Annotated in this window: 10 protein-coding genes; 3 read left to right on the forward strand and 7 right to left on the reverse strand. The window is 41.3% G+C overall.

The features are described 5' to 3' along the window. The first annotated feature begins 112 nt into the window (after positions 1 to 112). Positions 113 to 745 carry a DUF305 domain-containing protein gene (locus ACIQXU_RS18560; RefSeq protein WP_402991601.1) on the forward strand — a complete coding sequence of 211 codons (633 nt, stop codon included), beginning with the start codon at positions 113 to 115 and terminating at the stop codon, positions 743 to 745. Positions 746 to 863: 118 nt separating this feature from the next. Here ACIQXU_RS18560 and ACIQXU_RS18565 read toward each other — a convergent pair whose 3' ends face one another. The 7 genes from ACIQXU_RS18565 to ACIQXU_RS18595 form a co-directional block, all read right to left on the reverse strand. Continuing rightward, positions 864 to 2102, reverse strand: a complete 1239-nt coding sequence (locus ACIQXU_RS18565) for a dihydrolipoamide acetyltransferase family protein (RefSeq protein ID WP_402875501.1) — start codon at positions 2100 to 2102, stop codon at positions 864 to 866. A 14-nt stretch (positions 2103 to 2116) separates the two neighbouring features. Further along, the gene (locus tag ACIQXU_RS18570) at positions 2117 to 3172 is read right to left on the reverse strand and encodes an alpha-ketoacid dehydrogenase subunit beta (protein ID WP_402875503.1); all 1056 of its coding nucleotides are present in this window, start codon (positions 3170 to 3172) and stop codon (positions 2117 to 2119) included. Between the two features lie 17 nt (positions 3173 to 3189). Continuing rightward, positions 3190 to 4137: a thiamine pyrophosphate-dependent dehydrogenase E1 component subunit alpha gene (locus tag ACIQXU_RS18575; protein ID WP_402875505.1), complete on the reverse strand. Its 948-nt coding sequence runs from the start codon at positions 4135 to 4137 to the stop codon at positions 3190 to 3192. A 24-nt stretch (positions 4138 to 4161) separates the two neighbouring features. Then, on the reverse strand, positions 4162 to 5514 hold the full coding sequence (lpdA, locus tag ACIQXU_RS18580) for a dihydrolipoyl dehydrogenase (protein WP_402991604.1): 1353 nt from the start codon (positions 5512 to 5514) through the stop codon (positions 4162 to 4164). Between the two features lie 271 nt (positions 5515 to 5785). Beyond that, on the reverse strand, positions 5786 to 7753 hold the full coding sequence (locus ACIQXU_RS18585) for a sigma-54-dependent Fis family transcriptional regulator (protein WP_402991607.1): 1968 nt from the start codon (positions 7751 to 7753) through the stop codon (positions 5786 to 5788). Between the two features lie 336 nt (positions 7754 to 8089). Then, positions 8090 to 9139, reverse strand: a complete 1050-nt coding sequence (locus ACIQXU_RS18590; protein ID WP_402991610.1) for a 2,3-butanediol dehydrogenase — start codon at positions 9137 to 9139, stop codon at positions 8090 to 8092. A gap of 303 nt (positions 9140 to 9442) precedes the next feature. Beyond that, on the reverse strand, positions 9443 to 10204 hold the full coding sequence (locus ACIQXU_RS18595) for a 2-keto-4-pentenoate hydratase (RefSeq protein WP_402959466.1): 762 nt from the start codon (positions 10202 to 10204) through the stop codon (positions 9443 to 9445). Between the two features lie 1041 nt (positions 10205 to 11245). Here ACIQXU_RS18595 and ACIQXU_RS18600 point away from each other — a divergent pair. Both ACIQXU_RS18600 and ACIQXU_RS18605 read left to right on the forward strand, forming a co-directional pair. Continuing rightward, complete coding sequence (locus ACIQXU_RS18600; RefSeq protein ID WP_402875515.1) at positions 11246 to 12466, forward strand: quaternary amine ABC transporter ATP-binding protein; 1221 nt, start codon at positions 11246 to 11248, stop codon at positions 12464 to 12466. Beyond that, a complete protein-coding gene (locus ACIQXU_RS18605) occupies positions 12463 to 14190 on the forward strand; it encodes a glycine betaine ABC transporter substrate-binding protein (RefSeq protein WP_402991613.1) in 1728 nt (575 codons plus the stop codon). Before ACIQXU_RS18600 ends, ACIQXU_RS18605 begins: the two co-directional genes overlap by 4 nt. Positions 14191 to 14235 lie beyond the last annotated feature (45 nt).

Raw genomic sequence — 14235 nt, forward strand, 5'->3', positions numbered from 1 at the left:
CTAGAGCAGCGGTTAACCGACCCCGACTGAATGGAAGAAGCCATTCTACCTTGAATAAAATAAGCCTCCATTTTGCAAAATAAAATATGCATACATATAGGAGGGGACAATCATGAGGGTATGTACTCGAACAGCCACTATAGGTTTTCTTACACTGATACTCTGCATGTTTAGTATTCAGGCACATGCAGAGGTAGGTTTAGAGGAAAAAGCGTATTATGATAATTATCAACGGATCCTGCAAGTCATGAAAAAAGGAATGGAGGAAGCACCTAAGACAGGTGACCCTAGTCTTGATTTTTTATATGAAATGATTCCCCATCACGAAGCGGCGATATCGATGGCTGAAAATGTCTTGAAATATGGCCATGATGAACAGGTCAAGCTGATAGCTTCAAACATTATAAGAGACCAGCTTGCCGGTATAGGAAAGATGGAAGCTCTTAGAAATAAAATGAAAATGAATCCGCAAGTAAACCAGAAGGCAGAAGCATCCTACTTAAAAGCTTATCAAACAATCTATAAAACGATGATTGCCTCAATGGAAGATGCCAAACCAACGGGTAATATCGATCAAGATTTCCTGGAGGAAATGATTCCGCATCATGAAGGTGCCATCAAAATGTCCCAAAATATCTTGAAATATACGCAAAATGCCGAACTCAAAACCCTTCTCCAAAACATTATCACGACTCAACAAAAACAACTTTTAGTAATGAAAGATCTATTAAAGACGATTCACTAAAAGTACAAGAAGCTGACCTTTTTTGGTCAGCTTCTCTTTTATGCTTTATCACCGGTCCATATGGTAAATGGAAGGGGATAAGATGAAATTGGAAAACATTTTTATATGTTTTTAAAACTTAAAGAACTAATAGATAAGGAGATTCAATATATTTAATCAAAATTGTTAAGAATTCTGCGGCGCTTGCACCGTCTAGAATTTGATGGTCAAAGGTTATACTGAATGGAATTTTCTTAACCGATTTGACTGTGCCATTTTCTGTTAGGGTCAGTTCATCCTGAAAAGCTCCTACCCCTAGAATGCCTGTTTCTGGCGAATTCAAAATTGGTGTAAAGTATTCGATTCCACTGGCTCCTAAGTTGGTAATGGTGAATGTAGAGCCGGAAAGCAAGTCTCCGCCCGCTTCTCCATTTTTGGCTTTTTCCGATAATTCCTTTATTTCTTTCGCTAGGCTGCCGATTGTTTTTTGATGGGCATCCTTAATAACAGGGACTAACAAGCCATCTTTTAGCGAAGTGGCGATTCCTAGGTGAACCTCATCGAACTCTGTCAATTGACCATCATGATAGAGAGAGTTCATTTTCTTCAACTCTTGTAAAGCAAGTACAGTTGCTCTTGCAATTAACACGGTTAAAGTGAGTTTGACATCTAATTCACTTGACTCAATTTCTTTCCTCAACACTTTCTGGAAATCGATCAAGTGATCTGCATTGGCTTTACGATGTAAAGTCAATTGTGCCGTCTGTGCCAAACTTCTCCGCATATTCCGAGCAATTGCTTTTCGCATTGGAGGAAGTCCTTCCCCTACATTTTCCGCAATTGCCGGTGTAGGTGAAGGTGGGGCAGGGGGAGTATCGTCCACTCGGCTTGCTAATGCATGCTGAATATCCCGTTTGGTAATTCTACCATTGCCACCGGTACCTTTAATTAAATCAATATCCAAATTCTCAGCGTTGGCCATCTTTTTAGCTAGTGGAGTAATGAAAGTCCGGTCGCCTTTACTTGTCTTTTCTTCGTTTTTCACTAATACGGCTGTATTACCACTAGCCTCCGAACTTTCAGGGGTAGCAGGGGAATCCGATTGAACGGCCTGTAAATCATCCGTTACAATCGTTTCTCCCTCGTCTCCGATCACGGCGATCGTGGCACCGACTTCCAGTTCATCTTCCACTTCACCATTCTTAGTTAACAAAACGCCCGTTATCGGGGCTTCAACGTCTTGGTTTAATTTTTCCGAACTGATCATTAAAATGGGTTCGCCTTTATTAACTGAGTCTCCCACTTCTTTATACCATTCCACAATTGTGCCTTCTGTCATGGTCATTCCTAATTTAGGCATTACGATCGCTTCACTCATAGTAGGTTCACCTCCTAGTTCGTTACGTATTTTTTCAAATCAGCTATTAATTCTTCGGCAACTGTTAACACTTTTTTTGCATCTGGAATGTAGGCTTTCTCTAGGTTAGAAGCAAATGGAACTGGTGTATTTGGTGCACAAACGGTTTTGATTGGGCCATCAAGATAATCGAAAGCTTTATCTGCAACTACCGAGGCAATATCCGTAGCCGTGTTGTTATGTGGGTTGGATTCATCAATGACAATGAGCCGTCCCGTTTTTTTGACAGACTTCAAAACGGTCTCCTGATCCCATGGTGCCACCGTTCTTAAATCAATTACTTCAACTGAGATTCTGTCTTTATTTAATGTTTCTGCAACTTCAAGAGCTACCTGAACCATTTTGCCGATGGCTACAATGGTAAGGTCCGTTCCTTCTCTAGTCACATTCGCTTTACCAATTTCAATCGTGTAGTATTCTTCAGGCACATCGCCTTTCATGCCATATAGCAATTTATCTTCTGAGAAAATGACTAAATTATCTTCTTCAATTGCTGCTAACATCAAACCCTTGGCATCATAGGGATTGGAAGGAACGACCACTTTAACGCCTGGAATAGAACCGAACATTCCATATAATGTTTGGGAGTGTTGAGCCGCAGCACCTGCTCCCGCACCGTGTACGGTCCGGACAGTAAGCGGGATTTTTGCCTTTCCGCCAAACATATACCGCATCTTGGCCCCCTGGTTTAAAATGGGATCCAAAGCAAACCCGATAAAGTCGTTAAACATCAATTCAGAAATAGGGCGCAAACCTGTAGCGGCAGCACCGACCGCTGCACTAAAATAACCATGTTCCGCAATAGGCGTGTCAATGATACGTCCACGGCCGAACTCTGAAACCAGTCCTTTAGATAAACCGAAAACACCGCCAAATGCATCATCATGACGACCATCATCTTGAACTAAGTGGTCTACTTTAGCACCCCCGGCAACGTCAGTACCGATTAATATAACCGTTTCATCTTTTCGCATCGCTTGTGCCATCGCTTCTGTAATAGCGGACATAAAAGTAATTTGTCTATTCGTCATTATAATTCCTCCTATTCTTATGCAAATATATCCGTATATAGAGTGGATTCATCCGGTAATGGACTCGCTTCCGCAAAAGCAGCTGCCTCTTTGATTGTTTTTTCTGCCGCTGCTTCAATGGAATCCGCTTCTTCTGCAGTCATCCAACCATTTTTAATCGCTTTTTCACGGAATTCAGGAATGGGATCACGGTCTTTATTGGGATCTTCATCCGTCTTGTATTTTTGTTCGTCCCCTTCAAAGTGACCATATTGCCGGTATGTGTCGCATTCAATTAATGTAGGACCTTTACCGGATTTGGCCCGTTCAATCGCTTCTTTTGTTGCGTTGTATACGGCTTCGACATCCATGCCATCCACACGTACACCTGGCATATTATAAGCTGGAGCCCTTTCGACCACTGTTTTAGAGGCACTTGCATATCGGAAAGGTGTGCCTTCGCCGAATTGGTTATTTTCACACACAAAGATAACAGGTAGATCTAAGATGGAAGCAAGATTTAGCCCTTCGTGGAACGTACCCTCATTTGAAGCACCATCGCCGAAGAAGCAAACAGCTACATTGTCCCGACCTAATGTCTTAATGCTAAGAGCTGCACCGGCAGCTAGTCCAAACCCACCACCAACAATCCCGTTGGCGCCTAGCATTCCTTTATCAACGTCGGCAACATGCATGGAGCCGCCTTTTCCTCCACCCAGGCCATCTTTTTTCCCCATGATTTCAGCCATCATGCCATTGATATCGCAACCTTTTGCAATGGCATGTCCATGTCCACGGTGAGTACTTGTAATATAATCCTCGTCATCCAATAAACTCATCACTCCGGTTGCAACGGCTTCTTCACCCGCGTATAAATGGACAAATCCTGGTATTAAACCTTTTCCAAAGGTGCGGTGTACATCATCTTCAAAAAATCTAATTTCATTCATCTTTTGATAAATCCAAAGTGCTTCATTCTTTTCCATTCGTAATTCCTCCTTGTTTGGTGTTTACATATGAATCGCTTGTTTGAATAATGCATTTGCGCTTTCTCCAATTGCTTCAGCCACTGCAGGATGTGCATGTATAAGGCTTGCAAGCTCATTCATCGTTCCTTCTGAGTGTTTCACAGCCAAAATTTCCCCGATTAACTCGGTTGCGTGGGCACCGACAATAACCGCCCCCAAAATTTCCTGATATGTACGATCGGAGATGATTTTAACAAAACCTTCTGTTTCTCCCATGGCAATGGCTTTTCCATTTCCAGAAAGGGGAGAGGTGGTGACGCTTACATCATAATTGGCATTCTTGGCTTGCTCTTCACTTAGCCCAAATGAAGCAATTTCGGGATGAGTATATACGCATCTAGGGATTTCAGTCTGATCTATGGGTTGGGGAGCTTCGCCATTCATTGCATGTACTGCAACTAGACCTTCTGCACTCGCCGCATGAGCCAACTGATAGCCTCCGATTAAATCTCCTACTGCATAAACATGTTTCTTACTAGTTTCATAGTATTCATTGACTGCCACAAACTTGTTGGTATCATCCATTTTTATTTTTAGGTCTTGTACCAACTCAATATTAGGGGTTCTACCGGTTGCGACTAGCAGGGTATCATAGGAGATTTCTTGGTCTGCTAATATAACCTGATCTTTTTTCACTTCCCGGATATCGGCCTTAACGATGGTTTGGATGTTTTTCCTTTTCAATTCCTTTTTGATGATTTTTCGTGCGTCCACATCTTCGGTTAATAGAATGTCAGGAGCAACTTCGACAATTGTCACTTTCGTTCCCAATGGCGCCATGGCAAAAGCCAGTTCTACCGAAATGACTCCACCACCAATGATCACCATGGCTTTCGGCAATTCCTTCAGGTCAAAAAATGAATCGGTAGTAAGGTAATCCACTTGATCCAGCCCTTTGATTGGAGGGATGAAGGGCTTGCTTCCGGTTGCCAATAAAATATTTTGGCCTTTTATTTTGTCATCACCGATTGAAACGATTAAGTTTTCCGTTATGGATGCTTCTCCTTGAAGTAAAGTGATTTTGTTTGTCTTTAACAAATGTTCCACACCACTCGTCAATGATTGCACTACTTGATCTTTACGCTTCATCAGTTTTGAGAAATTAATGAATAATTCACCCGTTTCAATTCCCCAGCTGTTTGCCTTTTTTATTTCTTCAATCATTTCTCCATGCTTTAAAAGTGTCTTGGAAGGGATACAGCCAACATTAAGACAGGCCCCGCCAATTTTCTTTTTTTCGACGATGGCGACTTTTTTTCCTAACTGTGCAGCCCGAATGGCAGAAACATATCCTCCAGGACCTGCGCCAATTATAATCACGTCAAATTCCTTCATCTTTACATCACCTGGCTTTCATCTTGAAGTGGAATTTTTCCTACACTAATACATTATGCAAGTGGCGTGCCAACATAGAGCAGGGGGGTGGAATTTCGTTCATCTCCATGAATATCAATGGTTATCACCCATTATTTTGATCATCATCTCCTATATAGAACTGTTCCAATGAAACAAGTAAATGTATCAATGTCTCACAGAAAAAGCCCAAACTGTATCACTCTATCAGTGAGTGGATAAGTTTGGGCTTTTGTCGTTGCATGTTATTTAATTATCCAAGCCAATCTTCTGGTTTCAGTTGATACTGCTTGATTTTTCGATAGATGGTAGAGCGGGAAATGCAAAGGGTCTTTGCAACGTTGGTAATGTTTCCGTTTTCTCTGATCATGGCTTCAATAAGCGCTTCTTTCTCGTTTTCCCCTATATTTTTAACCAATTCAGGAGGAAGGTCGAATGGGAATACTATATTTCCTTCCGTATTGAATAGGGCTTGCTGGATAACATTTTTTAATTCTCTTATGTTTCCTGGCCATGTGTATTGTGTCAGGCAGTCCATGGTATCGGGGTGTACCAGAATGTCTGGTTTTCCGAATTGACCACCCATGGTCTCCATGAATTGGGTGACTAACTCAGGAACATCGTCGATTCTTTCCCGCAAAGAAGGAATTCTCATTTGGATCACGCAAAGTCGATAATATAAGTCCTCACGAAACTCGCCTTTTTTGACCGCTTCCGCTAAATTTTTATGAGTAGCAGCGATGACACGAACATCGAGAGGTATTGGTTTATCTCCGCCAATTCTTGTGACGACTCTCTCTTCGAGTATTCGAAGTAAATGAACTTGTAAATCAAGCGGCATATCTCCAATTTCATCAAGAAAGATTGTGCCTTTTTGGGCCAGCTCGAACTTCCCGGGATTGCCTTTCGCCTTAGCTCCGGTAAAGGCCCCAGATTCATAACCGAATAGTTCACTTTCAAATAATCCATGAGGGATGGCACCACAGTTTATCGCTACGAAAGGCTGATCACGGCGGTTGCTTGCCTGATGGATTGCCTGCGCGAAAACTTCTTTTCCCGTCCCGGTTTCTCCTGTTAGGAAAAGTGTAGCATCGATTAACGATGCCTTTCGCGCCTTTTTCACGACTTCTACAAAATCGTTGGAGGAACCGACCATATCATCAAAGCTATAGCGTGTAGATTTAGTATGTAAGGAACGGCCTGATGAAGGCGTATGTCCGATGGAAGATGGATAGGCTGAATTCTCTCTTAGAAATATGACTGCACCTAGCCGTTCGTCTTGGAAAGTAACGGGATAGATGGAGCAAATGAATTTTTGCTTGTTTTCATCATGACTTACTTTTTCTTCTCTTATTCTCAGTCCGTAGAGTAAGACAGAATCAACAAGTCTATCTAATTCAGGGAGATGCTTGATTGATTGAACATCTTTTAGGATGGAATGCGATTTGGCCACTCTATTTTTTTCTATAATGCTTTTTCCGGTATTCACTACAAATACGGCATCTTCCACACCTTCTAGTGCTGTATTCAAAAATAAATTATTACGCAGAATATACTCATGATATTGCCGATCAATAGATTTCGATATATTGTTCACTTCTGAAATGACGAGCCCAATCGTGTGTTGGTGCACTTGATTAGAGCAACCTGCAATATTGATGATTCCTATTAGCTCGTTTGTAAAAGGATCCAAAATGGGGGAGGCGACACAATACCAATCATGATTTTTTTCACAGAAGTGTTCAGAAAACAAAACTCGAGAAGGTTGTTTCGTCTTCAACACCATTCCTACCGCGTTTGTTCCTGCAGATGTTTCACTCCATGTGCCCCCCGTGAAAATACTTATCCGCTCAGCATTTTCCAATACACCCTTTTCACCGGAGGAGTGCAGAATAGTACCATGTTTATCCGTAATGGAAAGCATTGTTTTAGAGTCATGTAGGATATCTGACAAACTGTTTATTTTCGGGGTAGCGAATGAAAGCAATTGCTCGTTTTTATCGAGCCGAGTCTTCAAAGTGTTTGGGCTAATGATCTCATTAATTTTATTCTGGAATGGGCTGATGCCTAGTTTCTTGGAATTTTCCCATGAATCGAAAATCTCAGCCCGGATGCTTTTATCAGGATACTGTCCTTTTTCTTGGTAAAGGTTCCAAGCGCTTTTCGTGGAAAGGTTGTATTCTTGGGATTCAACAATAGCTCTTCTAAGTGTCTGATTCATTGAATGTCCTCCATCATATAGTTACTTAGGTGTATCTCGTTAATTTAAAACAACTTATTCCAGCCATTTAAATTAACGATAGCTAGAAGATATTATCAAAAAGGACCAAACTAAAGCGGGTTTAGATCTATAGAAGATGAAGAATTGGTATTGAATGAAGTAGACAAGCGTTTAGCTTCTTTTGGTCCATCGTAAACTTGGTGAAGTGTTCAATAACGAAGAAGGCAAGCAATTACATATAGATAAAACAGGAAGGAATGAATAAAGATCATGTTGCTGGATAGTCGTTAGACTATCCAGTTCATCTATCCGAACATTCTTTAACGGATTTTCATCTCATTTAGCTTGTACTAATATTTTTATTTGATTTCTTTCTTTTAATAGACCTTCGAAGCCATCTTCGATTACATTATCAAGCGTGATACGCTTAGTTACTAGTTTGTCGGCCGGGAAGTATCCTTGTGCCATTAAGCTTATGACAGCTGGAAATACATCACGATAGCCAATGATACCCGTTACTGTACGTTCTTTCAGAACGATATTTTGCGGATGAATGGGGGCCTCTTTTTCAAAAATACTTACAATCATCGTCTCACCATTGAATGTAGTGGAGTTGATGGCTTGTGTTAAGACTGGTGGGATTCCTGTGACTTCATAAGAAACATCCACTCCACCATTTGAAAGGTTTTGAATTTGTTCTACAACATCTCCGTTATTTGGGTCAATTGCGATGGCTCCAAGTTCTTCTGCTTTCTGTCTACGTTGTTCCGATAACTCAACCGCATAGATTTCCGCCGCTCCGGCTGCTTTAAGGGCTTCAATAACCAATAAACCGATTGGGCCAGTTCCAAAGACGGCAGCTTTATCGCCAACCTGTAGTTTGCTTTGTTTTACAGCATGAAGAGCCACAGCTGAGGGCTCGACAAGTGCTCCTTGCTCATATGAAACAGTTTCAGGAAGTTTATGTAACATATGTTCTGGAACAGAAGTGTATTCGGAAAATCCGCCTCCGCCTCCAGCAAGTCCGTAGAACCCCATTTTGTTGCAAAGGTTGTATTTCCCTTGTTTGCATGCATCACATTCACCGCATGAATAGATGGGTTCCACAACAACGCGATCCCCTGCTTTTACTTTAGTGACACCTTCACCAATTTCAATGACTTTTCCAGAGAACTCATGCCCCATAACAATCGGAGCTTTATCCCCGCTTAAAGGATGTGGTTCTTCCGCTGGGATGAATATGGGTCCTGCCGTATACTCATGCAAGTCACTCCCACAAATTCCACACCACTCGACTTTAAGTTTAACTTCGCCTTTTTTTGCATGTGGCTCTTCGATATTGTCTAATCTTAAATCTTTAGTATTATGCCATCTGAGCGCTTTCATATTGACACTTCCTTTTGTAGTATGGATTTTATTACCACTGAATCTCAAAATCAGTATACTATTATCGTAATTTTCTTTCAATTTTCAGTAGAGTCTAGTAAACGAGAAGTTTTGGATGATAGGGTAGTAGTCTTAAGCACTTCGAAAGTGATCTTACGAGAGTTATTGAACGGGTTCAATCAAATTGCTGGATAGGGGTATGTTGAGAAAAAATATGGGAGAGGCGTTTTCGAATGAGATGCATGGAGAGGGGAGAGGCTTTTGAGGCCTTTCCCTTTTTCACTGAGACATTGCGGTCCTTATTTATTCCGTAACCGATAACGTAACGGAGCCGATTCCTTCGAATTGACCAGTATACATCCCGATTTCTAGTGTTTTTGGTAGGATGAATGTGCCAGATGATACGAACATGCCTGGTTCGAGTGTTAAATTATGTTGCCCGAGTTTTTCAAGTAGCCACATGATGGCCTTGAGCGGATGCCCCATTACAACCGAAGATGTACCTTCATCAATGGTTTGTCCATTGAAGAGCAACTTGCCATTGATATTGTCTATATCAGTGTAGGTGTAGTCTTTTGCTTCCCCGATGGTTACTTTTCCGCCAACTGCCCCATCTGCGCAAACCTGTTCTTTTGGCATTTTAGGAAACCAATCCTCAAAGCGGGAATCAGGAACTTCTAATCCTGGAGCAATTTGTGTTTTGTTGATTATTTCTTCTTCAGTAGAAGCGGCAGTCAAGGGCTCTTTGACAATAAAGACTAACTCCAGTTCGATCAGCGGACTTAGCATTTGCTTACTTAAAGAAATCTTATTGGTTATTTGTTTATCGGTTAACTGTCCATACAACGGTTCCTTGGCGTTAAACAAGGCTTGTGTTTCGGGACTAGTCATACTGATTTTATACCCTTTCAGGCATTCATCATTTGCTCTTTTTGCGGCAGTGAAAGCATGTTGAATTCGATAGGCTTCTTCCAAACTGATATGTGATGAAAAAACGTCCTTTTTCAATGCCTTTACGTGTATGTAGGAGTCAGACAATTTGTTCAAAAAGACTTCCTTAATCATTCTATCCCATCCCTTCTAATTGAATATTAATACTATTCTAACATTTTTTTAAAAGGAAGAGTTTATTCTTTCTGCCAGAAAACCAGTGAAATAGAAATCATGGAATGCCTTAAACGTTTTTGTTTGAAAAACCTGGTTAGATGGGTTGTAGAATCCATCTAATTGCCTACTAATTTTATCCAAATCAACCCGTAGGATTTACCCAAAAATGTGAAACAATTTCATTTTTTTAAAAAAACTTTTTACGTCTTCGGTACGGAACCAATTACGCGGTTTTTCGGTAAGGGCTTACACCGTTGGTACGTCAAAGTTAACCGAGGGTAATCGAAGCAAATTATCCGCGTGAGAATAGTGGGATCTTATCATGCAATTAAGCCAGGTATCATCACGGTTTACACTCTGCTTCATTTGAATCTTATTTCAATCTTTGTTAAGGTTATTAAGTACTTTAGGGATAAACGTTTAGTCCTAGGGATGGGACGAACAAAAAAATCCAAGTAAAAAACCATTTAAATGTCAGTCGGTATACACCGTTTCTGCAACTATCCTCAGTTGTGATTACTCCTTTTTTTTCTACTTGAAATGCTCAAATAATCACACGTAAATGATCAAGCGATGAATCATGGTCATTGTAAACGTGTTTTTCTTAATGTGTTGTGGTTTAGGACAACCACCGCTTAATTTGGCCACTTCTGTCTTTATTAGGGACACATACTTGATTGTGGTCTAAGGAAAACTCTAAATGATATCCATGTATTCTACTATCGCACCTCTTTTTTCTACTAAAAAAACTCAATTATTTTACACATATGACCAGGACTAATTATGTGAATGTTAAGTATTTTTCAGTGCGTTCGTTTTGGTATACAGTGTAACGTTTTACCCATTATGTTACGTCATTCCCCCTTTTGACGTTCGTGTGAAAGTGCAGGTTGGACTAGCTTAAGAGAGTAGAATTATACAATCATGATGACTCATCACAAGATGAGGAAAACAGCAGAACTGAACATCATATGGTCAACAAACTAACGAGGTGACTGAATGAAGCCATATGTAGAGGTCAGAAATGTTTCGAAAATTTTTGGGAAATCCCCAAAAGCAGCTACGGATTTATTGAAGCAAGGCAAGTCAAAGAAGGAAATTTTGAAAGAAACGGGTCAAACGGTTGGCGTGAATAACGTCAATTTTGAAATTTATCCCGGTGAAATTTTCGTGATCATGGGGTTATCCGGAAGCGGAAAATCGACTTTGATCCGTATGTTCAATCGATTGATTGATCCAACTTTAGGCGAAATCCTAATCGAAAATGAAGATATAGTAAAGATGAATGCGGCCCGCTTAAGAAAAGTAAGGCAACAGAAAATTAGCATGGTTTTTCAAAACTTTGCTTTATTCCCTCATAAAACGATACTGGAAAATGCCGAGTACGGGCTGGAAATTCAAAAGGTGGATGTGAAAATCCGACGTGAAAAAGCCATGAGTGCGCTTGAAGCGGTTGGGTTAAAGGGATATGAAGAACAGATGCCTTCACAACTTAGCGGCGGGATGCAACAAAGGGTCGGTCTTGCACGTGCGCTTGCAAGCGATACGGATGTCTTGTTGATGGATGAGGCCTTTAGTGCGCTTGATCCGTTGATCCGTAAAGACATGCAGGATGAATTGCTAGAAATTCAAGAGCAATACAAAAAGACGATCATTTTCATTACCCATGATCTTGATGAGGCATTAAGAATCGGGGATAGGATTGCGCTTATGAAAGACGGAAGCGTCATCCAACTGGGAACACCAGAACAAATCATGATGAACCCGGCTAATGAGTTTGTCGAGAAGTTTGTTGAAGATGTGGACTTATCCAAGGTGCTTACCGCATCTCACGTGATGAAGCGGCCTGAGAAAATCGCAGTGGACCGTGGTCCAAGGGTTGCCCTTGAGATCATGCGCAAACAAGGTTATTCCAGCATATTCGTCGTAGATCGTAAGCAAGTCTTATTAGGGGCTTTGTCGGCAGAGCAAGCACGCCAGGCATTGAGAAATGACCAATCTATTTCTGAGGTGATGTCAACGGATATCCCGACGGTTCCTGAGGAAGAATTACTTGTAAACCTTATGGACGTGATGGCAACTTCCAGTCTGCCGATTTCGGTCATTGATGATAAGAGAAGAATAAAAGGAATCATTGTCCGTGGTGCCGTCATTGGGGCATTGGCAGGTAATAAAGATTCATTGAATGAACTGATAGAAATGGAGAGTGAAGTTCAATGAATATACCAAAAATCCCATTAGGCGCTTGGGTCGACTCTTTAGTGGACTGGATAACGATTGCATTTGCCGGATTATTTACTCTTATAACGAATGCGATCGAAGGGTTATTGAACCTCTTAGTAGATGTGATGAGTGTTGGACCTTCCATCGTATTGATTATTGTTTTAACTCTTTTAGTTGCCTATACAAGCAAATGGCCGTTAGGAATATTTACGTTCGTTAGCTTATTATTAATTGATAATCTAGGATATTGGGACTCAAGCATACAAACGATTGCTATCGTTTTATTATCAGGGTTCCTCACCATTCTGATAGGGATCCCAGTCGGTATCTGGAGTGCACAGAGTAAGACGGTAAGAAGAATCGTGACACCCGTTCTGGATTTCATGCAAACGATGCCTGCATTCGTTTACTTGATTCCGGCCATCCTGTTTTTTGGAATAGGGGTCGTGCCAGGGATCATCGCGTCGTTCATTTTTGCCATCGCACCAACGATTCGAATGACGAGTCTTGGCATTCAGGAAGTGCCCAATGATTTGATTGAAGCAACGGATGCTTTCGGTTCAACGAGTAGCCAAAAGCTATTCAAGGTACAATTGCCATTGGCGATGCCAACGATTATGGCGGGAGTTAACCAAAGCATCATGCTTGCCCTTTCTATGGTCGTTACGGCTTCCTTGGTCGGTGCACCTGGCCTTGGGGCAGATGTTTACCGGGCAGTAAGCCAAATTAACGTCGGACAAGGCTTTGAAGCGGGCTTGTCGATTGTTATCATTGCCATCATTCTCGATCGCATCACGCAAAACCTGCGTAAACCAGCGTATGGCAAGCTTCTTAGCAAGAAAGTATTTTTCTCAGTTCTAGCGATCCTTGTGGTCGGTACGGCGTTATTTACAATCTTGAAAAAAGAAGAAGTCATGCAAGGCGGTACAAATAACTTTGGTGAACAGACCAATTATGAAATCATCGGTATCGAGCCGGGAGCCGGTTTGATGAAATTAACTAAAACGGCTATCGAAGATTACGATTTGGACAACTGGAATCTTGTCGAAGGTTCTTCAGCCGCGATGGTTGCGGAATTGAAGAAAGCGATTGATAAGAAAGAACCGATTATCGTTACGGGTTGGTCACCGCATTGGATGTTCTCAACATACGATTTGAAGTATCTTGACGATCCGAATGAATCCTTTGGCGGTGCTGAAAACATTAATACCATTGCTCGACAAGGACTCGAAAAGGATGCGCCTGGGGCGTATAAAATCCTAGATCAATTCTTCTGGGAAACGGGTGATATGGAAGATGTGATGGTCGAAGTTGCTGGGGGCAAGTCTCCATCTGAAGCAGCGGAAAAATGGATCAGTGCAAATCCTGATAAAGTGTCTGAATGGACAAAAGGTGCAAAAGAAGGAAATGGTGAAAGTATCAATCTTGTGTATGTGGCCTGGGATACGGAAATAGCCAGTACAAATGTGATTGGCAAGGTTCTCGAAAAGAATGGCTATGATGTAACACTAAGCCAAGTTGAAGTGGGACCAATGTTTGCTGGCGTTGCAAATGGAAGTGCGGATGCATTTGTTGCGGCATGGCTTCCAGGAACGCATCTTGAATATTACAATAAATATAAAGAAGATATCATCGATTTAGGACCAAACCTTAAAGGAACGAAGAATGGATTGGTTGTGCCAGATTACGTCGATATTGATTCTGTTGAAGACTTGAAATAAAGGAAAGAGGGATTTTCATTGATGAAAATCCCTCTTTTTTTTGTT

This window comes from Peribacillus sp. NPDC097284, from assembly GCF_044761765.1.
GTDB lineage: Bacteria > Bacillota > Bacilli > Bacillales > DSM-1321 > Peribacillus.